This window comes from Arthrobacter sp. C2, from assembly GCA_024207135.1.
In the GTDB taxonomy this organism is placed as follows: domain Bacteria; phylum Actinomycetota; class Actinomycetes; order Actinomycetales; family Micrococcaceae; genus Paeniglutamicibacter.
This window is the reverse complement of record CP042428.1, coordinates 2,619,994-2,642,004: the sequence shown is the minus strand read 5'-3', so window position 1 is coordinate 2,642,004 and position 22,011 is coordinate 2,619,994. Positions and strand designations below refer to the sequence as shown.

19 protein-coding genes are annotated in these 22,011 nt (G+C 65.7%); 10 read left to right on the top strand and 9 right to left on the bottom strand.

Going from position 1 to position 22,011, the window contains the following annotated elements:
• Position 1: 1 nt before the first annotated feature.
• From FPY90_RS12325 to FPY90_RS12310, 4 genes are read left to right on the top strand one after another with little or no spacing between them, the layout of a single operon-like run.
• Entirely contained in the window at positions 2–1,303 is a 1,302-nt protein-coding gene (locus FPY90_RS12325; protein WP_498681287.1) for an NAD(P)/FAD-dependent oxidoreductase, read from the top strand.
• A complete protein-coding gene (locus tag FPY90_RS12320; RefSeq protein ID WP_498681286.1) occupies positions 1,300–2,070 on the top strand; it encodes an HD domain-containing protein in 771 nt (256 codons plus the stop codon). The genes FPY90_RS12325 and FPY90_RS12320 overlap by 4 nt, the downstream gene beginning before the upstream one ends.
• Entirely contained in the window at positions 2,067–3,608 is a 1,542-nt protein-coding gene (locus tag FPY90_RS12315; protein ID WP_498681283.1) for an aldehyde dehydrogenase family protein, read from the top strand. The genes FPY90_RS12320 and FPY90_RS12315 overlap by 4 nt, the downstream gene beginning before the upstream one ends.
• A gap of 51 nt (positions 3,609–3,659) precedes the next feature.
• Positions 3,660–4,553, top strand: coding sequence for an amidohydrolase family protein (locus tag FPY90_RS12310; protein WP_498681282.1), 894 nt, complete (start codon positions 3,660–3,662; stop codon positions 4,551–4,553).
• Between the two features lie 161 nt (positions 4,554–4,714).
• Here the strand turns inward: FPY90_RS12310 and FPY90_RS12305 are convergent, their stop codons facing one another.
• The gene (locus FPY90_RS12305) at positions 4,715–4,870 is read right to left on the bottom strand and encodes a hypothetical protein (RefSeq protein ID WP_498681280.1); all 156 of its coding nucleotides are present in this window, start codon (positions 4,868–4,870) and stop codon (positions 4,715–4,717) included.
• On the opposite strand from FPY90_RS12305, the gene FPY90_RS12300 reads away from it, so the two are divergent.
• A complete protein-coding gene (locus FPY90_RS12300; protein ID WP_498681278.1) occupies positions 4,869–6,056 on the top strand; it encodes an MBL fold metallo-hydrolase in 1,188 nt (395 codons plus the stop codon). The genes FPY90_RS12305 and FPY90_RS12300 overlap by 2 nt on opposite strands.
• Before the next feature lie 188 nt (positions 6,057–6,244).
• On the opposite strand, the gene FPY90_RS12295 is transcribed toward FPY90_RS12300, so the two are convergent.
• Positions 6,245–6,985 carry an SDR family NAD(P)-dependent oxidoreductase gene (locus FPY90_RS12295; protein WP_498681275.1) on the bottom strand — a complete coding sequence of 247 codons (741 nt, stop codon included), beginning with the start codon at positions 6,983–6,985 and terminating at the stop codon, positions 6,245–6,247.
• A gap of 253 nt (positions 6,986–7,238) precedes the next feature.
• Between FPY90_RS12295 and FPY90_RS12290 the strand changes: the two genes are divergently transcribed.
• Positions 7,239–8,855 carry an FAD-binding oxidoreductase gene (locus tag FPY90_RS12290; RefSeq protein WP_498681273.1) on the top strand — a complete coding sequence of 539 codons (1,617 nt, stop codon included), beginning with the start codon at positions 7,239–7,241 and terminating at the stop codon, positions 8,853–8,855.
• 66 nt (positions 8,856–8,921) lie between these two features.
• Here the strand turns inward: FPY90_RS12290 and FPY90_RS12285 are convergent, their stop codons facing one another.
• A complete protein-coding gene (locus FPY90_RS12285; protein ID WP_498681271.1) occupies positions 8,922–9,848 on the bottom strand; it encodes a helix-turn-helix domain-containing protein in 927 nt (308 codons plus the stop codon).
• Between the two features lie 536 nt (positions 9,849–10,384).
• On the opposite strand from FPY90_RS12285, the gene FPY90_RS12280 reads away from it, so the two are divergent.
• The 3 genes from FPY90_RS12280 to FPY90_RS12270 all read left to right on the top strand — a co-directional run bounded on the left by FPY90_RS12280 (position 10,385) and on the right by FPY90_RS12270 (position 12,904).
• The gene (locus FPY90_RS12280) at positions 10,385–10,918 is read left to right on the top strand and encodes a TetR/AcrR family transcriptional regulator (protein WP_498681270.1); all 534 of its coding nucleotides are present in this window, start codon (positions 10,385–10,387) and stop codon (positions 10,916–10,918) included.
• Between the two features lie 352 nt (positions 10,919–11,270).
• Positions 11,271–12,491, top strand: a complete 1,221-nt coding sequence (locus tag FPY90_RS12275) for an acetyl-CoA C-acyltransferase (RefSeq protein ID WP_498681269.1) — start codon at positions 11,271–11,273, stop codon at positions 12,489–12,491.
• Positions 12,488–12,904 (top strand): hotdog fold thioesterase, encoded by a 417-nt coding sequence (locus tag FPY90_RS12270; protein WP_498681267.1) that lies wholly within the window; start codon positions 12,488–12,490, stop codon positions 12,902–12,904. The genes FPY90_RS12275 and FPY90_RS12270 overlap by 4 nt, the downstream gene beginning before the upstream one ends.
• 140 nt (positions 12,905–13,044) lie before the next feature.
• Here the strand turns inward: FPY90_RS12270 and FPY90_RS12265 are convergent, their stop codons facing one another.
• The 4 genes from FPY90_RS12265 to FPY90_RS12250 all read right to left on the bottom strand — a co-directional run bounded on the left by FPY90_RS12265 (position 13,045) and on the right by FPY90_RS12250 (position 18,135).
• Entirely contained in the window at positions 13,045–14,364 is a 1,320-nt protein-coding gene (locus FPY90_RS12265) for an NADH:flavin oxidoreductase (protein ID WP_498681265.1), read from the bottom strand.
• 287 nt (positions 14,365–14,651) lie between these two features.
• Positions 14,652–15,674, bottom strand: a complete 1,023-nt coding sequence (locus FPY90_RS12260) for an ABC transporter permease (RefSeq protein WP_498681263.1) — start codon at positions 15,672–15,674, stop codon at positions 14,652–14,654.
• On the bottom strand, positions 15,671–16,630 hold the full coding sequence (locus tag FPY90_RS12255) for an ABC transporter permease (RefSeq protein ID WP_498681262.1): 960 nt from the start codon (positions 16,628–16,630) through the stop codon (positions 15,671–15,673). The genes FPY90_RS12260 and FPY90_RS12255 overlap by 4 nt, the downstream gene beginning before the upstream one ends.
• Positions 16,627–18,135 (bottom strand): sugar ABC transporter ATP-binding protein, encoded by a 1,509-nt coding sequence (locus tag FPY90_RS12250; protein WP_498681260.1) that lies wholly within the window; start codon positions 18,133–18,135, stop codon positions 16,627–16,629. The genes FPY90_RS12255 and FPY90_RS12250 overlap by 4 nt, the downstream gene beginning before the upstream one ends.
• A gap of 125 nt (positions 18,136–18,260) precedes the next feature.
• On the opposite strand from FPY90_RS12250, the gene FPY90_RS12245 reads away from it, so the two are divergent.
• Positions 18,261–19,520 (top strand): substrate-binding domain-containing protein, encoded by a 1,260-nt coding sequence (locus FPY90_RS12245; RefSeq protein WP_498681259.1) that lies wholly within the window; start codon positions 18,261–18,263, stop codon positions 19,518–19,520.
• A gap of 378 nt (positions 19,521–19,898) precedes the next feature.
• Here FPY90_RS12245 and FPY90_RS12240 read toward each other — a convergent pair whose 3' ends face one another.
• Positions 19,899–20,918, bottom strand: coding sequence for a dihydrodipicolinate synthase family protein (locus tag FPY90_RS12240; RefSeq protein WP_498681258.1), 1,020 nt, complete (start codon positions 20,916–20,918; stop codon positions 19,899–19,901).
• A gap of 28 nt (positions 20,919–20,946) precedes the next feature.
• Positions 20,947–21,960, bottom strand: a complete 1,014-nt coding sequence (locus tag FPY90_RS12235; RefSeq protein WP_498681257.1) for an ornithine cyclodeaminase family protein — start codon at positions 21,958–21,960, stop codon at positions 20,947–20,949.
• Between the last annotated feature and the right edge of the window lie 51 nt (positions 21,961–22,011).

Genomic DNA, 22,011 nt, shown 5'->3' with positions numbered 1-22,011 from the left:
CATGAGTACCCCGAGAACCCGGAGCGAAACGGGACTGTTGATCATCGGCGCGAGCCAGGCCGGCGTGCAATTGGCCATCTCGCTGCGCGGCACCGGCTTCGGCGAACACATCACCCTGCTGGGCGAGGAAAACCACCGCCCCTACCAGCGTCCGGCCCTGTCCAAGGAGTTCCTCCAGGACAAGGTGGACAAGGAAAACCTCATCTTCCGGTCCCAGGAGTACTGGGACGAACACAACATCGAGCTTGTCAAGGGTGCCCGGATCCAAGAGGTCCGCAAGGGCACCGACGGCGAGAACCGTCAAGACGGCTCCGGCGTCGCCGTCGCCTCGGACGGCACCGAATACCCGTTCCGCCGGGTGGCCCTGGCCGTGGGGGCGCGCGCCCGGAAAATCGAAATCCCGGGCGCCGACCTTGACGGGGTGGTCTACCTCCGCAGCGCCGACGATGCCCTTGCACTCAAGGCGCGACTGGGCGACTTCCAGGATGCGGTGGTCATTGGTGGGGGATTCATCGGCCTGGAGGCCGCCTGCTCCCTGCACGGGCTGGGCAAGAACGTCACGGTGCTTGAATACGGGCCGCGTCTGGTAGGCCGCGCCGTCGGGGAAGAGACCTCCGAATACTTCCTGCAATCCCACCGCAAACGCGGCATCGACATCCAGCTAGACTCCCGCATGACCGGCTTCGTGGACAACGGAAACGGAAAGGTCGCCGGCGTCCAGCTGGAGGACGGTTCCGTGGTCAAGGCCCAATTGGTCCTCATCGGCATCGGGGTCGTCCCGAATACGGAACTCGCCGAGCAGATGGGACTGGAGATCGACAACGGAGTGGTGGTGGACAAGCACGCCCTCGCCTCCGACGGGACCACCATCGTCGTCGGGGATGTGGCGAACATGCCCAACCCGTTGCCGGGCGCACCCGAAGGCGAACGCATCCGCCTCGAAAGCGTGAACAACGCGATCGAGCATGCCAAGATCGCCGCCTATTCGCTGACCGGGCGCCAAGAGGAATATGCAGGCATTCCGTGGTTCTGGTCCAACCAGGCCGACCTGAAGCTGCAGATCGCCGGACTCACTCTTGGCTACGACTCCACCGTGGTCCGCCATGATACGGAGAAGGGAAAATTCTCGGTGCTCTACTACCGCGGCGAACAGATCATTGCCGCCGACTGCGTCAATACGCCCCTGGACTTCATGGCCGTGCGGACCGCCCTGGGAAAGAACCAGAACATCCCCGCGGACCTGGCGGCCGATGTGTCGGTTTCGCTGAAATCAATCACCGTGGACCTGGAGGTCACAGCATGAGCAACACCGAGACTTTGCCCAGGGACCTGCCCGAGGAAATCACCTCCCGCATGTCCGTCGAGCAGGAAACGCACGCCCGCGATCCGCGCGCGCTCGCCTTCGCCGATGCCTACCCGACACGGCCCATCCCCGCACAGGGGAAGGTGAACACCGACCCGATCGCCACCACCCCCTCCACCGGCCACGACGAGTTGTGGAGGGCAATCATCCCTGAGACTCGCTCGCGTGCCAATGACCTGCACCTGCCGATCGTGGCTGCCTTCGCCGCGCGCCTGTGCGACGCCCATCCGGAGGCGGACCGCGAACTGGTCATGGTTGCGACAATCCTGCACGACACCGGGTGGGCGCACGTGGATCAGTCACGCATCGTCTCGGAAGGATTTCGCGGAAGCGGCGACTGGCGCCAGGCCGTTATCCGGTTCGAGCACGAGGTGGAGGGCATGAAGGTGGCCCGCCGGGTGCTGCCGGGTCTCGGCTATGACGAGTCCTTCGTTGAACGGGTCTGCGAGATCATCGACGGCCACGACACCCGGAAGGCTGCCTTCAGCCTCGAGGATGCCCTGGTCCGGGACTCCGACAGGCTCTGGCGCTTCGACCAGGCCGGGATCGCCATGTCGATGGAATGGTTCGGCACCGACGCGTCCAGCTACATGGCCAGGCTCGATGCAGAGATCGTTCCCGAACTTATCAGCGCGGCAGGTGTCGCCATGGCCCGGGCCGATATCGAGCGGAACAATGCCCTGCTGCGCACCGAGGTGATCCGGTGAGCCCCGCTGCTGCTGGTACCGAGGCGAGCCAGGATGCGCGCACCCGTCGAGCGGCGCTCGATCTTCCGTACGCACATGTGGATGACTTCTACGTCGACGGGTCCTGGCACGTGGCCGCCGACGCCACCCGGAACCCGGTCACCGACCCGGCCACCGGCGAGCAATGGGGCTCTGTCCCGGCTGCCACCGCCGGGGAGTTGGATGATGCCGTTGCCTCCGCCCGGCAGGCGTTGGCCGGCTGGGGTGGTCTCTCTGCAGCCGAACGCGCCGCGTACCTGCTGCGGATTGCGGAGGAAATCGAGGTCAGGGCCGAAGTCCTGGCGCTGACCAATACGCGGGAGAACGGCTCTCCCATCACCGAGACGCGCGGGGCCGCAGCCAATGCGGCGGGCATTTTCCGCTATTTCGCCTCGCTGGCGGGTTGGCTGGATTCGGACGACATCCGCGCCTTCCCGGCCGGCGGCGCCGAGTCCGTGGTTCAGCGGGACCCCGTCGGCGTGTGCGGGCTGATTGCGCCCTGGAACTTCCCCATCAACCTCGTGGTCATCAAGCTGGCCCCGGCCCTGCTCGCCGGCTGCACGGTGGTCATCAAGCCTGCCTCGCCCACCCCGCTGTCCTTGCGCTTCATCATTGATGCGGTGCACGCGGCAGGCGTCCCGGCCGGCGTGGTGAACCTGCTGACCGGCCCTGGCCGCCTGGGCGATGCGCTGGTGCGCCATCCCGGGATCGACAAGATCGCGTTCACCGGTTCGACGCCGGTTGGCCGGAAGATCGCCGCGGCCTGCGGCGAGCTGCTGCGCCCGGTGACCCTGGAGCTGGGCGGCAAGTCCTCGGCGATCGTGCTGCCGGATGCCGACCTGGAGGCCATGGCCTCGGTGCTGGTGCGCTCCTGCATGCGCAACACCGGCCAGACCTGCTACATCTCCACCCGCATCATCGCCCCGGCCTCCAGGTACGAGGAAGTGGTTCGGATGGTCGGCGAAACGATCTCCGCCGGCAGGCAGGGAGACCCGCTGGACGAGTCGACGGTCTTCGGCCCGGTGGCGCACCGGGCCCAATACGACACGGTGATGGAGTACATCGAATCGGCCCACGCAGAGGGTGCCCGGGCCGTGGCGGGCGGTGCAGCAGTCGACGGAGGTTCATTGGGGCCCGGGCTCGAGAACGGAGCGTTCATCCGACCGACGGTCTTCGCCGATGTCACCAGGGACATGCGGATTTCCAAAGAGGAAATCTTCGGTCCCGTCATCTCGATCCTGAAGTACGACGATTCGGGCGGTTCCGCCGACGAGGCGGTGGCCCTGGCCAACAACACCGAGTTCGGACTCGGCGGCCTGGTCTTCGGGGCCGACGAGACCCACGCGTTGGAGGTCGCGAAGCGGGTGGACTCCGGATCGGTGGGAATCAATTTCTTCGGGTCCAACCATGCCGCGCCGTTCGGTGGCCGGCACGATTCCGGCTTGGGCGTGGAATACGGCATCGAGGGACTTGGCGCGTACCTCAGCTTTAAGTCGATCCACCGCAAGATCGCTGGCTGACGGCGTGGCAAGATGATGCCCAACAATCACGGAGAAAGTGACACGGCAAATATGAGTGTTCGCTACGAGTCCAGGATCGATCTCGACGCGGTCACCGCAATCGACATGCACGTGCACCTCGAGGTCGACGGGCACGGGCACAAGGCCATGCCCGAGGACCTCTTCGAGGCCTCCGCCGCGTACTTCAAGTCCGCGGAGCGCACCCCCTCGGTGGACCGCATTGCGCAGGTCTACCGCGAGGCGAAGATGGCCGCGGTGCTGTTCACCGTGGACGCGCGCACCGCGCTGGGCCACGCGCCGAACTCCATCGACGACTTGGTCGCCGGGGCCGCGCGGCACAACGACGTGCTGATCCCCTTCGGCTCGGTGGACCCGCGCACCGGCCCGGGCGCGATCACCGAGGCGCGCCGCCAGGCGGAGCAGCTCGGGGTGCGCGGCTTCAAGTTCCACCCCTCGCTGCAGGGCTTTGACCCCTCAAGCCAGGAGTTCCACCCGCTGTGGGCGGCCCTTGAGGAGATCGGCCTGCCGTGCATCTTCCACACCGGGCAGAACGGGATGGGCGCCGGGCTTCCCGGCGGGCGCGGCATCAAGCTGCGCTATTCCAACCCGCTGCTGCTTGACGATGTGGCCGCGGACTTCCCGAACCTGACGATCATCATGGCGCACCCCTCGGTGCCCTGGCAGGACGAGGCCAACTCGATCGCCACGCACAAGGCCAACGTTTTCATCGACCTCTCGGGCTGGAGCCCGAAGTACTTCCCGGAGTCGCTGGTGAAGATGAGCAACAACGTGCTCTCCACCAAGGTGCTCTTCGGGACCGACTACCCGCTGATCACCCCGGAGAAGTGGCTTCGCGCCTTCGCGCAGCTGCCGCTGAAGGACGAGGTCCGCCCGCTGATCCTCAAGGACAACGCGGTGCGGGTGCTGGGACTGGACAAGACGTGACCGGGATTCTCGGCCGGGGAGCAAGAACTATTTCTGCCGTGGTTGGAGACGGGGGCGAATCGGCTACCTTCGCCGCCCCGCTTGCTGCGGATCCAGGCCTTGATTCCTTGCTGCAAGCATTTTCTTCGGACGGCCGAGTTCTCCTCAGGGACAGGGTCAACTCAAGCCACCGATGTAACGGCGAACCCGGCAAACCAGCATTGCAACGCGCCGGCCACGGCATCCTTCCGCATCGTGCGGTCAATCCACCAGTTCTCGCTGAATGTCATACCAACGACGCCCTTGCGACTCAATCCTCCAATCAAAGGAATGCCCATGTGTGTTGACCTGCCCACCGAAATGCGCTCCGGGATCGGCCGCCGCCGCCTGATGGCTGGCCTGGGGCTTGGTGCGGCCGGCCTTGCGCTGGGTGCCGCTGCCCCGGCCGAAGCCAGTGGCGCGGGCAAAGCCCGCCGCAAGTTCGGACCCCCGAAGTCCCGTGGCTCCAGGACCAGGCTGGTGTTGCTGGGGACCGCCGGCGGGCCTGCAATCTTTCCCGGCAATGAGACAGCGGGAATTGCGTCCGCCTTGGTCGTCGGGGACAGGTACTACCTGATTGACGCCGGTCACGGGGTCCTCAGCCAACTGCATAAGGCCAACCTGGGACCCGAAAGCAATACGGCACTGGACGGGCCGCTCGACGCCCTGGCGGGGATTTTTCTGACCCACCTGCATTCGGACCATGTGGTGGATCTGAACAACGTGTTGGTCAACGGGCTCTACAACGGTCTGCAGAGCGTGAAGAAGATCCCCGTCTGGGGACCGGGCAACCGCGGGGCTCTTCCCCCGCTGTTCGGCACGGGCCCCTTACCATCCCCGGTCAGCCCCGGGAACCCGACACCCGGCACCCGGGAAATGGGCGAGCTGATGATGCAGCTGTTTGCCACGGACCTCAACGACAGGATCTTCGACAACCGGAAGCCGGTGCCGACCCAGCTGTGGGAGGCCAAGGATGTCCCGGTCCCGGAGCGGTACCTGGGCGATCCCAACGGCACTCCGGCGCCGGCCATGAAACCGTTCACCTTCTATGAGGACGAGCGGGTGAAGGTCTCCGCGACGCTGGTGAACCACGCTCCCGTGTTCCCCGCGCTGGCCTACCGCTTCGACACCGACGACGGATCCGTGGTGTTCTCCGGCGACACGGCCAAGTGCCCGAACCTGGTGCGCCTGGCCAGGAATGCGGACGTGCTGGTGCACGAGGTGATCGACGAGGACTGGGCCGCGAAGCTGTTCCCCGTCCCGCGAAGCGAGGCGGAGGAAGGCCTCTACCAGCACCTCGTGCAGGCGCATACGCTGAAGACGGAGGTCGGATCGATTGCGGCCCAGGCCAACGTGGACACCCTGGTGCTTTCCCACCTGGTCCCGGTGATCCAGCCCGAGTCGGTGTGGGCCGCCTGTGCCGAGGGATTCAAGGGGCGAATGGTCGTCGGGCGCGACTTGGACGTCATCGACATCGGCAGGTAATCGCCAGGTGCCGGACACCGCATGCGCGGTCTCCGGCTCCTGGCGACTGCCATAGATTCTTCCAATGGACGAGAAGTCGGACGCGGTGCAGGGCTCGGCAGCTGCCGGGTGAAGAATTTGCGCACGCAGGGAGTTGGTCTTCATTCTGCCCAGGTGTGCGGATACGGCACATTGGCAGCCGAGAGCAGCTACATCACCGCGTGCGCCCCGCCGTCCACGACGAGGTGGGATCCGGTAACCCATTTGGCCTCGTCGGAGGCGAGGTAAAGACCTGCGTAGGCAACGGCCAGCGGATCCCCGGGCTTTCCGTCGATCGTGCGCTCGAGGATCGGTGCGACGGGTGCGTTCTCGCCGAACTCCTCAAACATGGCCAGCACCGGCGGGGTTGCCATGACCCCGGGGCTCACGCAGTTGACCCGGACCCCGGCGGCCACGCCTTCTGCGGCGAGTTGCCGGGTCAGGGCGATGACCGCCCCCTTGGCCGCAGCGTGGGCTGCCTGCGGCAGTGCCCGGGCGCCCTGGACCCCGGCGACGGAGCCGATGTTCACGATGGCCCCGCCAACCTTGGCCAGGTGCGGCCAGGCCGCCTGGCAGGCGTGCCAGACCAGGTCCAACTCGTTCTGGATGGTGAAGCGGTAATCCGCCCCGCTCATCTGTGCGAACGGTGCGAATTTGGGCTTGCTGGCGTTGTTGTAGAGCACGTCGATGCGACCGTGGCGTTCCACCGCGCGCTCAACCCAGGCGTCGATCTCCTCCCGATTGCCCAGGTCCACCGGCGCACTTGAATCGATCGATCCACCCTCGGCCTCGATGAGCCTCACTGTTTCCGCGGCCCCGGCGGCGTCGAGATCGCAGCCGACGAGCGTTGCTCCCTGGGACGCGAACAAGCGGGCGGTCTCCCGGCCCATGCCGCCTCCAATGCCAGTCAACAGGACAACTTTTCCTTCAAGGCGGCCACCAGCCATGGTTCCTTCTCCATTCAATTTCGTCTTATCCCAGTGGCCCCATGCAACCACACCAGGCAGTGGGGAGGAGACCTCGGCCGGGCGACGGTGCAGTTCGCGCACACTTCTGTGCACGAACTGCACCATCGCCCCGTGGCTATCGAATGCGGAGACAAAGTCGCGCACGATGGGTGACACGCACCACACCCACACCGCAGCACGTAGGAGATAAGACAAGATGAGCAACACATCCGCGACCTCGACCCGCCCGCTCCCTCCCGGCGTCACCGAGGACGACCTCGAGGCGGCCTTCGCCGCGTTCGCCGAGGCCATCGGCGCCGAGAATGTGGCCACCGATGCCGCATCCCTTGAAGACTTCCAGGACCCCTTCCAGGTTCCGGGAACCGCCACGAATGTTCCCTCCGGTGTCGTCAGCCCCCGCAGCACCGAGGACGTCCAAGCGATCGTGCGGATCGCCAACCAGTACCGCGTTCCGCTCTGGCCCATCGGCCGCGGCAAGAACAATGGCTACGGCGGGGCGGCGCCGCAGGTCCGCGGATCGGTGATGCTTTCCTTCCGCGAGATGAACAAGGTCCTGGAGATCAACGAGGAACTCGGCTACGCGATCGTGGAGCCGGGGGTGAGCTGGTACGACCTGCATGATGCGATCGAGGCCGGCGGGCACAACCTGGTGGCCTCCATCGTGGACATCGGATGGGGAGGCGTCGTCTCCAACACCCTGGAACACGGCCTGACCTACATGCCGTACTCGATCGATCAGGCCTCGCACTGCGGGTTCGAGGTGGTGCTGCCGAACGGGGACCTGATGCGCACCGGCTCCGGCGCCATGGACAACAACCCGACCTGGCCGCTGTACAAGCGGGGCCTGGGCCCGACCTCCACCGAGATGTTCATGCAGTCCAACTACGGCATCGTCACCAAGATGGGCTACTGGCTCATGCCAAAGCCCGAGACGTACATGCCGCTGTGGCTGCGCGTCTGGGACGAGGAGCAGATGCCTGCGGTGGTCGATGCGCTGCGCGAGCTCATGCTCGACGGCACCATCGACATGCGCCCGCAGCTGTCCAACACGCTGTGCATGGCCTCGATGCTCACCACGCGCGCCGAGTGGTACACCGGCGAGGGCCCGATGCCGGAGGAGGTCATCGACAAGATCGCCAAGGAGATGGGCCTTGGCCGCTGGATGATGCGCTTCGCGCTCTACGGCGACGAAGCAGTGGTCGACCACAACTTCGCCAAGCTTGAGGCGCGCTTCCTGCAGATCCCTTCCGTGGACCTGGTGGGCCAGAAGCACGGGAAAGAGGCGTGGGAGACGCTGCCCAACCCGCACGAGCGGGTGCAGATCGGGGTGCCGAGCCAGGACCTGTACAAGATGGCGGGCTGGTCCGGCGGCGAGGAAGGCGGCCACGTCGACTTCTCGCCGGTCATCCCGCTCACCGGCAAGAACGCGATCGCCGCCCAGAAGATGATGAGGGAAATGTGCGCCGAGGCGGGCCTCGATTTCCTCGGAGGCATGCTTCCGATCAATGCGCGGTCCACCACGTTCATCAACGTAATCGCCTTCGACACGAAGAACCCCGAACAGGTCGCCAATGCGTACGCCCTGGCCAAGCGCATGGTGGCCGAGGCCGGCAAGCGCGGCTACGGCGAGTACCGGGCGCACCTGTCCTTCATGGACCTGGCGGCCGAGCAGTTCGGCTTCAACGACCACGCGCTGCGCCGCTTCAATGAGCAGATCAAGGACACCCTTGACCCGAACGGGATCATTGCCCCGGGCAAGTCGGGGATCTGGGGTACCCGGCTGCGCGAGGCCGGCTTCCCGCAGCAGGTGTGATCGCGTCAGGCTAGAAGGCTCCCCGCCCCTTCAACTGGGCGGGGAGCTTTATGCCGATAGTGGCAGCTACCGTGCATCGCGCGGAGCGCAACCGTGGACCTCGCGGAACGCCCGGCTGAAGCTCGCCGGATGTCGGTATCCCCACCTCGTCGCGACGGTCGCGATCGTCGTTTCCGGGGATCGGCGCAACTCGTTCACGGCACCTTCAAATCGGCGTTCGCGGATCCAGGATGACACCGCGGTGCCGGAGGATGCAAAGATCTTGTGCACATAGCGCGTTGAGACATAGTGGGCCTGTGCGATTGACTCGGGTCCGAGTTCCGGGTCGTGCAGGTTCTCCATCGCGTACCGCTGCATGCGAGCGAGCAGTGCCGCAGGGCGGGAGCGCGGATCGGCAGTCTCTTGTGTGGCATACATGCTCCGCAGCAGGGGCAACATCATGTCCGCCGCGGCTTCGCCGTCAGGACCCGAGAACCCGCCGCCGATTGTGGTGGTCCGGGCGAGCTGCGCGAGGAATGGAATTGCCGGACCGGTGAGCCGTCCGCGACCTGTTTCCACCCGAGTCGCCGAACGCCGGGCAATGCCCTCGGCCGGCGCCCCGATGAACATTTTGGGAATGCTGAAGACGAGCACCTCGAAGCCCTCCCGCCCCTCAAAAGTGGAAGGCCGCGACGTATCCTGGCAAGCAATGTCGCCAGGGCGAAGGGCACAGCTGCGCTCGTCCTGCTCGATCTGGATCTCGCCCTTGGCCATTAAATAAAGCAGGATGCACTCGGGATCGGCGGTGGCGATCATCCGTTGCGTCCGCGCCACCCGGTGTGCAAGTCCTTGGATGGACTGGACCCCGACCTGTCCCATCTGGCCCCCGGCCAGGCGGGCCTCGAAGGAAGAGGCCCCGACCGATTCGACCTCCATCGGAAAGAAGCGTTCGGCGATCCCTGCGGACCAGTAGTCCCGGCGGTCGGCAGCGGGAACCGTCCGGGTGTCGAGCACGGAAGTCATTGGTCCAACTCGAAGCAGGCTCGGTGGGAGTTCCGCGGGGCCGGCAGGTGCGCGCGAAGCAAGGAACGGTGGGCGCTAACCGAGCCCACCGCGAGTGCCTTCGCTGGGTTTTTTGCTTCCACGACCTCCGGGGCAAAAAATGCAGACACGATGCCTCCCAATAAGAACCGATCCGTTTCGTATTGAGTGTAAGGCGCATCACAGTGCAATGCAAAGATGTCACGTCATCCCGCCGACGAGCCTCGGGCAAGAGTCCCAAGGCCACGACTCTGGGCGTGACGCCTCGGGGATGCCTCCCGCGGCTGTTGGGCACTTATTGCCTTCGACCCGCTCGGAGTGTGATTGTTCCAGTGTTCGTCGGGTGGGACGCACTTGCTGACCCGCCAGTGACGACCGCCCCACGATGCCCTGGTGCAGAATTGCCCAGAAACGATCGTGTACGTTTCGTATTGGATGATTTGGCACGTATTGTTTGACGCATGGCAATTAGAAGCGAAGACAGTCGGCGGGCGGTTTTGGAAGCAACGATGAAGTTGCTCGATGGCTCGGGGTCGGACGGATTTACGGTGCAGAAGCTCTCCATTGAGCGCATTGCCCGCGAAGCGGGCGTCAGCAAGACCACCATCTACAGGTGGTGGTCGAGCAAGGTTGCCGTGGTGATCGACACGTTCCTGGACAACCACGTCGCACGCACTCCGGTGCGCGAGGATGTTTCCGCGATCGAAGCGCTCCGCGAGCACATGGCATCGCTTGCAGAGGTCTATGCGGGTAGCGAGGGCCGGCTTGTTGCCCAACTTATTGGCGAGTGCCAGCAGGACGAGGCCACCATGGCCGAGTTCAAGAAGCATTTCTGGACCCCGCGAGCGCTGGTCGTTGAATCTTTGGTTGAGCGGGCCATCAGTGAAGGGTCGATGCGCGAGGGTCTCGATTCGCGGGTAGTCACGGAATTGCTCTACGCGCCCATCTACTTCCGGCTGTTGTTCCAGTCCGGCACCCTGGATGCCAAGGTCACCGGTGCCATCATGCAGACGGCACTTGAGGGGCTCGCGGCCGGAAAGTGATTCCTGGAATTTCTCGGGATCTATAATGCTCCACGGGTCCCGAGGCCAGGGGCTTGGCCCTGCAATCCTGGGGAAGAATTGCGCCGGGTCGAGTATCCGCGCGACGAGGCTAGCGTGCTTTTCCAGCCCGGTCAACCTTGATCCCGTGCTTCAGGTGCCCGTCGGGGCGGCTCCGGTTGCGCATGACCCTTGTGCAATACGATACGGTTCGTATATATTCGAGGTGACGTTGGATGAGTAAACCCGCAGTGCCGGTTGTGCACCTGGCTGCTCAGTGCTAATCCTCATTCTTTTCCTGTCCGCGGAGCCTGTCCGATAGGCGGGGACGTCGACAACGAAAGGAACCATCATCGTGAACACCGCCCTCGCGCCGAACGACGCGGTCATCGTCGCCTACCGCAGGACGCCGATCGGCCGGGCCCGCAAGGGATCGCTGGCCACCGAACGCCCCGAAGACCTGGCATTGGCTGCCATCCGTGGCGCGCTTGCGAGCATTCCGCAGCTGGAGCACACCGAGTTTGCCGACGCCTACATGGGCTGTGCGGTCCCGCAAGGTGCCCAAGGCGACAATATCGGGCGTCGTGTCATGGTGTTGGGGGGAATGGACAGTGTCCCGGCTGTCACGGTCAACCGCTTTTGCGCCTCCTCGTTGCAGGCCACCGCGATGGCGGCCCAAGCGGTGAAGGCCGGCGACGGGGAAGCATTCCTGGTCGCGGGCGTCGAATCGACCAGCTCCACACCTCCGATGCTCGAGTCCCCGCACCCCGCCTTTGCTGCCGCGGCACGACATGCCGATGAGGTGTTCGAATCCGAACAGCAGTGGGTTGACCCCCGCGAAGCCGGGCAGCTTCCCGATGTGTCCCTCTCCATGGGCAAAACCGCCGAGTTCGTAGCCCGCCAAACCGGCACCACGCGCCGGGACCAGGACGAATGGGCGCTCGAGTCCCAGCTCCGGGCGGAACAGGCGATCGGCTCCGGGTACTTTGCCCGAGAGATCGTGCCGGTGACCACGGCTTCCGGCCTCGTGGTGGGCTCCGATGACGGCCCGCGCCCGGGAACCACGTTGGAGGCGCTTTCCGGCCTCAAGCCGGTGTTTCACGAATCCGGAACCGTGACCGCGGGCAACGCCAGCCCGCTCAATGATGGCGCATCGGCCCTGGTGATGATGAGCGCCAAGCGTGCGGGCGAACTGGGATTGAAGCCGCTGGCCCGCATCCTGGGCAGTGCCGCGAGCGGACTCTCGCCGGAAATCATGGGCCTGGGTCCGGTGGAGGCATCCACCCGCCTGCTGGCGCGTTTGGGTCTGTCCATTGGCGACATCGACATCATCGAACTGAATGAGGCCTTTGCGGCCCAGGTGGTGCCCGTGGTCCGGAAGCTCGGTGCCGACCCGGAAAAGGTGAACCCCTTCGGCGGGGCGATCGCCCTGGGCCACCCCTTCGGTGCCACAGGCGCGCGACTGGTCGGAACGCTCATCAATGGCCTGCAAACCACCGACGGCTCCCTCGGCCTGGCCACGCTCTGTGTGGGCGGCGGCCAGGGCATGGCAATGGTCGTGGAGAGGATCTCATGAACCCGTCAACACTTATTGCCGACCCGGCCCGCTCGATGCTGGCAGCCGACAGGGCCTTGGAGGGCCTCGGAATCCAGGTACTGAGCGCCAGCGAGGGACGAGCCACGGCGATCCTGACGGTGACCCCGGAGATGGCCAACGGGCACGGGATTGCCCATGGCGGGTTGGTCTTTGCGCTGGCGGACACCGCGTTCGCCATGGCCGCCAATACCTTCGGCGCCGGAATCGCGACGGCCGAGGCATCCATCTCCTATATTTCACCGGCCCACATCGCCGACGAACTGGTGGCCACCGCCGAGGTCAGCTTCCATGAGGGCCGTCGGATGATTGTTGATGTGATGGTGCGCGCGGGGGAGCGGACCGTGGCCATCTACCGCGGGACCGGCAGGGCGCTGCGCCCGGCCGGCCAATGACTTTCGAAACAGCCGCAATTAAATAGACCAGAATGCGTGTGCGCCCGGACTCCGCTTGGAGTCCGGGCGCACACGCATCTTGTCACGATCGCCACGCCGGGTCTCCTCAGGAACGGAGGAGACCCGGCGTGGCACTGGTGTCAGCTCTTGGCTGCCTTCGAGCCGGCGGTCGCCAGCTTGTCGGCAATGCCCATCAGGACGGTGGAGCCGGTCGCTGCGATGAGCAGGCTCTCCACCGGACGCTTGAGCATGATGGATACGGGTTCCTTGGCACCGGCGAGAACCGCTTCGCGCCCCATGGCCGGATTCTTGTGGCAGCGTACCGGTACGTTGAGGATCAGCCGGCGCAGGCATGAGTTGTCGTGGTCGCACCAGTTGATCTCATTCTGGCGACCCTGGAGCACCTTGTTGGGGAAATCCGGGTCGGCCAGCAGCTGTCGTGCGAGCATGATTCCGTCGGCGAACCCGGCGGTGATGGCGTCCGCGCTCTGCCGCGGGTTGTAGGTGCTGCTGAGCAGCAGGGGGACGTGGGGCATGGCGGCACGGAATGCCTGGGGCTCTCCATGCTCGATGATTGCACCGGACTCGGAGGTGACATTGTTGTCCATCGACTCGTAGTTTGCATCGCTCAGGGCGATGTATCCGAGACCTTCCTTGTTGATGATCGACGCAACCTCCGCGAACCCCTCGGGCCCCTGGCCGTCGGGGAGGTGGTCGTTGACGCTCATGCGCAGGCCCACCGGGTAGTCGGTGCCGACCTCGGCGCGAATGGCCCGAATCGTGTCCACGAGAATGCGTGCGCGGTTTTCGGCGCTGCCGCCGTATTCGTCGGTCCTCCAGTTGGTGCGCGGCGAGAGGAAGGAGGAGTAGAGGTAGCGCATGTGCGCACCGAGCTCGACTCCGTCGAATCCGGCGGCCTTGGCCCGGAGCACCGAGGCAACAGTGGAGTTTTGGACCTCGAGGATCTCGTCCTTGGTGATCTCATCCGGAGTCGGGTTGGTGCGCCCGCCCGGAATGTAGAGGCCGTGCGGCAGGCGCGGTGCTGCCATGCGGACAGGCTTGGGGCTTGCCGCACGAGTTGTCCTGCCCTCGCCGGGTACGCCCATGGCGCCGAAGCTCGGGAAGATCTGGGCAAAAATGGGGACATCGTGTTCGTGCACGGCATCCACCATGCGCTTCAGGCCCGGAATGAATTTGTCGTCGTCGAAGCGCATCAGTGGCTGGAACGGTGCTTCCTGGTTTCCGCGCTCGGTGGCAACGGTGCCACCGATGATCAGGAGGCCGGCGCCGCCGCGCGCGCGCGTGGTGAGGAACGCGATCGTCTGGTCGCTGGGGTGGCCGTCCTTGGTGGGCTGGAGCACTGCCATGGGGCTGAGCACATAGCGGTTCTTGATTCTCAGTCCGTCGATTTTCCAAGGGCTGGACAGCACCTCGGCGACGGTGGAGGTCTCGGCGGGCATTTGTTCTCCTTGGATGGATTTTCAATGGAACCACGATGAAATCGTTCATCCATTATTAAATTCGAGTCGTATCGTATCGTATCGTGTTGGCGCTGGGTTGCCTATGGGTTCGGGATAACAATTTGTGCCACGGGCGGGTTTCCGGGACCCCGTCGCGGCTGCGACCCGATTGAAACCGCACCCTACCCCGTCCTCGCCCAGCCGATGTGGCGTCAGGTGGGTTATCCGCTGACTTGGGTGAACATTCCGGCAAGCGTCCGCGCTGTTGAGCAAGCCCGGCCCGGAACCTAGAACCTGTCGCGGACGTGGCGCTCGCGCCCGTAGAGGGAGACCACCGCCAGGATGATGATCCCGAAGATGATTCGGCTTTGCGCCTCGGACAGCCCGTTGCTCACGATGATCGTGGACAGCAGGGTGAGGGTGAGCGCACCGAGCAGCGTCCGGGTGTAGCTGCCGCGGATCGACCCGAAGATGGTGCCGCCGACCAGGACGGCGGCCAGCCCGGAGAACAGATACGGTTCACCGATGGTCTGCGACCAACCCGAGCCATAGGCGGCAATGAAGATGCCGGCGATCCCGGCCAGGGCGCCGGAGGCGGCGAAGACCAGGGTCCACACCACTGAGGTGCGGATCCTTGTCAGCCGGGCGGCCCGGAAGTTGACGCCCGTGGCGTGGAAACGGCGTCCTGCAGCGGTGCGGTTGAGGAAGATCCACATGCCCACCCCGCAGAGCAACACGATCATGATGATGGGCGGAAACGGCATGCCGAAGGTGGTTCCCCGCAGGCTTGCCAGGGAGCGCAGCGCTTGCGGCGGGGCGGAGGAGTAGTCCCCGTCGGCGAGGAACAGTGTCGCGCCGGTCAACGCCGCGCCGGTGCCCAGCGTCACGACCAGCGGCTGGACGCTGAAGCGGTGGCAGATCCAGCCGATGAGCGCGCCGATGCCGCCGCAGACCAGGACCGTGCCCAGCACTGCAACGGCCGGCGGCACGGCAAGCTTGCCCGCGACGTTTGCGGCCATGAAGGCACCGAAGAGGATGTAGCCCGGCGCGGCCAGGTCCAGTCCGCCCAGGATCACCACGAGCGTCTGTCCCATTGCCGCCAGGGCCAACAGCGAGGTGATGACCAGGATGGAGGTAACGGACCTCGGGTTGGCGATGGCCGGGATGGCGGTCACCAGCCAGGCCGCCAGAGCAAGCACCACCAGGACCTGCAGCAGGGGAACCTCGAGGGCCCAGGCCCTGAACCTGGCCCACGGCCGGCTGATGCGGACCGCGGGTGCGGGGGCGGGGGAGAGGGTTTCGCTGGTCATGATGCGCTCCTTTTCAGGCGGGGTGCCAGCAGCGTCGCGCCGAGCACGACACCGACGACAAGGACCGCGCCATAGGCAAATTGGATCAGGCTGGGTGCCACGCCGGAGGCGGTGAGCAGTTGTTGCAGCAGGTAGATGGACACGGCCCCGAAGAGGGCGCCGAGCAGGCCGCCGCGCCCGCCGGCCAGGGAAGTTCCGCCCAGGACCGCGGCGGCGAGGCCCAGCAGGGCATAGGTGGTGGCCAGGGAGGACTGCGAGGACTGGACGATGGCCGTCAGCGCGATCCCGGCGATGCCGGCGAACAAGCCGCCGAGCGTGTACGCCAGGATGCGGACCGCCATGACGTTCACCCCGGATCCGTAGGCGGAGACATCGCTTTCGCCGGTGGCCAACAGGTTGCTGACAAAGGCGGTGCGGCGCAGGGAGAACCAGAGGAGCCCGGCGGCACCGATGGTGATAAGGGCGCCCGGGAGGAAGCCGACGCCGCCTGCAAAGACCTCGGTCCAGTTGTCCGGTGCGGCCACCGGATTTTGGGCGATGGTCAGCGACAGGCCCACGAGCAGGAACAACATGCCGGTGGTGGCGACGACCGGGTGCAGTCGCACCACGGCGATGAGGATTCCGTTCAGCGCGCCGACCCCGGCGGCAACGGCCAGGACAATGGGCGCAGCCAGCTGCCAATCGCCCAGGCCCGCGGGAATGAGCACGGCAACGAAGAAGCAGTTGATGAACGTGGCCAACGGGCCGACGGAGATGTCGATTCCTCCGGCCAGGAGCGAGGGCGTCGAGGCGAATCCCACCAGGACGAAAGGAGCCAGCGTGGCCAGGGTGCCCGGCAGCCGTGCGGGGGAAAGGAAGGACGGCGAGATGGCCAGGTTCAGCACCAGCAGCACCAATGCGAGCAGCAGGGCGAAGGCGAAGGGCCAGCGCTGGAACAGGGTCAGTACACGATTCATGAGAGCACCTCTGATTTCTGGCCGAAGTAGGCGGCAACGACGGACTCGGTGCTGAGCCCCGAGTGGGCGATTTCGGCGAAGACCGCCTGGTCGCGGAAAACCAAGACCCTGTCGGCGAGGTCCACCAGCTCGTCGACCTCGCTTGAGAGCACCACGATGCCCATGCCCGTGGCGCTGAGCCGGTCCAGGATGGCGTAGATCTCCCGCTTGGTTCCGATGTCCACCCCGCGGGTGGGGTCGTTGAGCAACAGGACCTGCGGATCGGTGGCCAGCCAGCGCGCCAGCAGGACCTTTTGTTGGTTTCCGCCCGATAGCGTGGAAATGGCATCGTGTGCGGTGCCGAAGCGCAGGGAAAGCAGGTGGGCGAAGGCCTCGAACCGCTTCGCGATGCTGGCGGAGTCCAGCAGCCCGGCGCGGCGGTGCATGTGCAGGGTGGGAAGCGCAAAGTTCTCGCGGATCGACATGGACTCGAAGAGCGATTCTCCGCGGCGTTCGCGCGGCAGGTAGGCGACACCCAGGGTGTTGCCGTTGCGCTCGGACACTTCCTCCGGCCCCCGGGCCAGGACGCGTTCGACGCGTCCTGGCCCGGGGGCGAGGCCGGCCAGGCGCTTGATGAACAGGTCCTGCCCGTGGCCCTCGAGCCCCGCCAGGCCCACGATTTCCCCGGACCGCAACTCGAAGTCGATGGGGGCGGAGCCGGCGGCCAAGCCGAGCGCGGTGCCTTGGAGGATTTTCTCCCCTGGCTCGTGGGGCTGTCGCCGGGTTGCGTCGTGGTCGGGGTTTCCGGTCATGTCCGTGATCAGCCGGTCAATGGAGAGTTCGGCACGTTCCACGGCGGAGACGGTTCTTCCGGAGCGCAGCACGGTGACGCGGTCCGAGATTTCCGCGACCTCGTCCATGCGGTGCGAAATGAACAGGATGGCTGTTCCCTCGGCCGCAAGCCGGCGCATCTCGACGAAGAGCCGATCGCGCGAGCCGACATCCAGGGAAGCTGTCGACTCGTCGAGGATCAGCACCTTGGGCTTGCGGACCAGGGCCCGGGCTATGCAGAGGGACTGGCGCTCGGACAGGGAAAGTTGGCCGGCCGGAAGATCCAGCGGCATGTCCCCGGCAATCCTGGTGAGCACCTCGCGGGCAATGGTGCGCTGCTCGGCCCGGGGCATGGCACGGCGAAAGATCCCGTGGGATCCGAGCCAGACGTTCTCGAGAACGGATTGGCTGCCGGCGGTGAGGACCTCCTGGAACACCGTGGCGATCCCCAGGTCCATCGCCGCCCGCGGGGAGCGGCTGGCCACGGGAACGCCGTCCAGCGTTACGGTTCCCGAGTCGGGGCGGTGGACCCCGCCCATGATCTTCACAAGTGTGCTCTTGCCTGAGCCGTTCTCACCCAACAGGGTGTGGATCTCGCCGGGGCGCAGATGCAGGTCCCCGTCGATGAGGGCGCGCGTGGCCCCGAAGCGCTTGCTCACCCCGGAGAGCACCAGGCCGGTGGGTTGGTTGTTCACGGAGGATCTCCTAGGAAATGCGAGTTAAGTGGCGTGGATCTCATTCGAAACTAGACGAATCGTACCGCATATGGTTACTCTGATTCAATACGATACGAATCGTTCACTCGGCAAGGAGCTAGACCATGAAGAAAACCTCCTCTTTCCCCCGTTTCACCACGTTCGGCACCGCGATCCTGGGCGCCGGCGCGCTTGTCCTGAGCGGCTGTGCGGCATCGGCACCGGCGGAGCCCGCCGCTTCCGGCGCTACCGCTGCTGCCCCGTCGGCCTCCGCGGCGGCGGGAACCTGCGGGGCCGTGCCCACGGGCACGGCCAAGGATCCCAGCGGACTGTTGGCCGGCTTCCCGAAGGAGATCTCCGCGGGATACGACCTCTACCCGTACGAGATCCGCAAATCTGCATGGTCGGAGTTCAAGTCGAAGAAGACCGAAGGTTTCACGGCAGCCATCGTGGGCATGCCGCCGGCCAGCCCCTTCATCGCCTCGATGTCGGAGTCGATCCGCAAGACCCTGAAGGCCGAGGGTGTCGAGATTGTCGGCGAATTCGCCCCGGACGATCCCTCCAACGTCCCGCTTCAGCTCCAGCAGTTCAACGAGGCCCTCTCGCTGAAGCCCGACGTCATCATCTACACCGCCATTGCCCCGGAGCCCTCGGTTGACCTGGCCAAGGCTGCCCATGCCGCTGGCATCCCGCTGGTTGCCGCCCAGGTGCCGATCGATTCCGAATACGCCGTGAGCGTCACGCGCAACACCCCGCTCGCCATCGCCCAGGTCACCGCGGGAACCGTCGGGGCCATCGGGGGCAAGGGCAACGTCCTGCGCGTCGATGGCATCCCGGGGATCCCGGTCTCCACCTTTGCAACCCTGGGCATCGACGCCGTCCTGGAAAACTGCCCGGACATCAAGGTCGCGGGATCGGTCACCGGATTCTTCCAGCCGGCCACGGCCCAGGCGGAGGTCCAGAAGTTCTTGGCAACCAACCCGGCCGGCGTTGACGCCGTGCTGCAGGCGGGAACCATGGGCGTGGGCATCCGCAACGCCTTCGAGGAATCGGGCATGGAGGTACCGCCGATCGCCGATGACGGTTCCAGCCATGGGTTCTCGTCCTGGGCCCTGGCCAATGCCGATTACCCCTACTTCGGCACCACGACCCCCTCGGTGCGCACCGGGGAGGCGGTGGTTGATGTGGCCCTGCGCATCCTGAAGGGCGAGGGGCCGAAGGTCAACCAGATCGTTGAGCCGTCGGTGATCGTCAACCGGGAGAACCTCGCCGATATTGCGGATCCCTCCTGGGATGCCAGCGACCTGACCGACCTGGCCGGCGCACCGGAGGACTACCTGCCCACCGAGCGCCTCAACAACTTCTTCGCGAACCCGGGCCAGTAGTTTCCTGACCGGTTCGCGATGCAACGGACTTGTTGCAAGCCGAAGGGCCTCGTTCGGAGGATGGTGTCGACAAGGCAACCATCCCTCGGGCGGGGCCCTTCGTCGGTTATGCCTTCGAGAGGCGGGCGATGCGCCCGCAGCGGCCACGCGCGACATCTCGCTGAATCTTGACCGCCCGTCCGGGCAGGTGCCCGGCTCCATCCGTCCGGTGCCGCGGCATCCCGTCCGCCTCCTCGCTTCGAGGGGGCCGTCCGGGGTTCTGGACCGAGGTTTCCCGCCGCCGGTAGGCACACGATGGAAGCCCCCGGGAAGATCGAACCGGATCGGTTCGATCTTCCCGGGGGCTTCCGGATGCCGCGACGCGGCAGGGTCGATGGATTAGGCGCTGACGCGCCCGCGCAGGAATTCGGAATCAGGGGAGTCGGTGACCGGAAGCCCCGAGGCTTCCAGGCTGGCGCGCAGCTGCTTCATGAAGCGGTCCGGCAGCCTGACGGCAGGCGGGCGCAAGGCGCCGCCGTTGAAGCCGGAGAGCCATTCCTGGTACTTCCACTGGGTGCGGTTGATGGAGCTGGTGCCCGGGGTGGAGGTGGAAGACACGGCGATGTTGGCGGCGCGGGCCGGCTGGACCTCCCAGTAGCGCTCCATCGCTTCTTCCCACTTGCCGGTGCGTGCAAGCTCGAAGGCCTTGGGGTAGTAATCTCCCATCCAGTTGGTGTTGGCGGTGCCGGAGAACTGGACGTCCAGGACCGACATGAGCGGGATGATCTCGGCCTCGATGGGGCAGGAAATCACCACTTCGTCGCGGAAGTGGTGGTACATCTCCATGACGCCCGGGATGCCCGGGTAGCCCTGCTCGGCCTTGATGGCGACGATGCTCGGCATCGCATCCAGCACGCGACGCACAAAGTCAACGCTCATGCCCGCGGGGTGGATGCGCTCAAAGCCCCAGGCGGGAAGCGGGAACAGCATGGTGGCCAGGTCGGTTTCGTCGGTGAAGCGCTTGGTGTAGTCGAAGACCTCGTCGTAGGAGGTCGGCCAGAACGAGGACGGGTAGGCGAGCAGGGCGCGGTCGGCTCCGGCCTTGGCGGCCAGGTTTGCCGCGTGGATGTTCTCCTCCAGGGTGCCGAAGATGGCGTGGAAGAAGAGCCCGAAATCCGGCCCTGCGGCCTCGCGGGCCACGGCCGTGATCCGGGCGTTCTCCTCCGGGGTGACGTTTGCTTCGGCGATGATCAGCGAACCGGCGTAGCCGCGTTCCTTGAGCAGCAGGATGTCGTGGCGGATCGCGTTCTCGTTGATGCCCGAAAAATCGGGGGTGAAGGATGGGTGCGTCACCGCGACGGTGCCGGTGAAGTTCTCCTTGGCCCAGGCGCGGGCTTCGGATTTGGTGTATTCCACCATGGTGTTCTCCTAAGGTGTCTGTGAGGTGTTATTTGCGGCTGGTGACGATGCCGACGGGCAGGACGGTGCCGATGCCCTCGGCGCGGGCGCGGTCAACGAGCATCTCGGCAACCACGATGTCCTGCAGGCCGGAGCCTGTTGACTTGTAGATCCTGATCCCGTGCGCCGAATCGATCTCGGTTTCGCCGGACAGGACGGCATTGAGCGTGACAACGATCGAATCGACATCGACGCCGTGCGCGCGGGCGGCGATCATGTCCCCGCTGTCGTTGACGACCTCGTCACGGGAATCCACCACGACCACCGCTGCGCGGGCGATGAGTTCGGCGGGCAGCTCGCGCTGGGCTGCTGTCGTGGATCCGATCGACACCACAGCGGCGTTCTCCGAGACCCAGTCGGCCTGCAGCGTGGGGGATTCATCGCGGGAGCGTGCTGCGCACAGGATGAGATCCGCGCCCTCGGCGGCCTCGCGGGCCGAGTCGACTGCCCGTGCGGGGGCCCCGAATGTGCCGTCGAATTCGGCGGCAAAGGCCTCGCGGTTGGCGGGGGTTGGGCTGAACACGCGGATTTCGGCGAACTCCAACACGTGCGAAAAGGCTGTCAGGTGGGAACGGGCCTCGAAGCCGGAGCCGATCACGCCCACGGTCAGCGGCCGTTGCGGCACGATCGTGGAGGTGCCCACCGCGGTGGTCGCGGCGGTGCGCAGGCCGGTGACGCGGTTCCCATCAACCAGCGCCACCAAATCCGCGGTGTCCTTGTCGAAAAGGGAAATCAGGTAGCTGACGCGCAGGCCGTCGGCGAAGGACCCGGCGATCGACTTGGCGCCGAACAGTTGTCCGCTGGGCGGCACGGAGGGCATGATCCGCAACCATTCCCGCTGTGTCTGGGCGAAGATCCGCCCCGGGGTCCCGGCCTCGTCGCCGGGGGCCTTGTAGGCGGCGCGAATGGCTTCGATCGCTCCGGACCAGTCCGAAAGGTTGGCCACGTCGGCGTCGGTGAGGAAGAGGGGAAGGTTCGTCGGCAGCTCGCCATTGGTGCTCACGATGGCACTCCTTGGTGTTCGGGCAGCCGGTCCACGGGCTGCGGGTGGAGG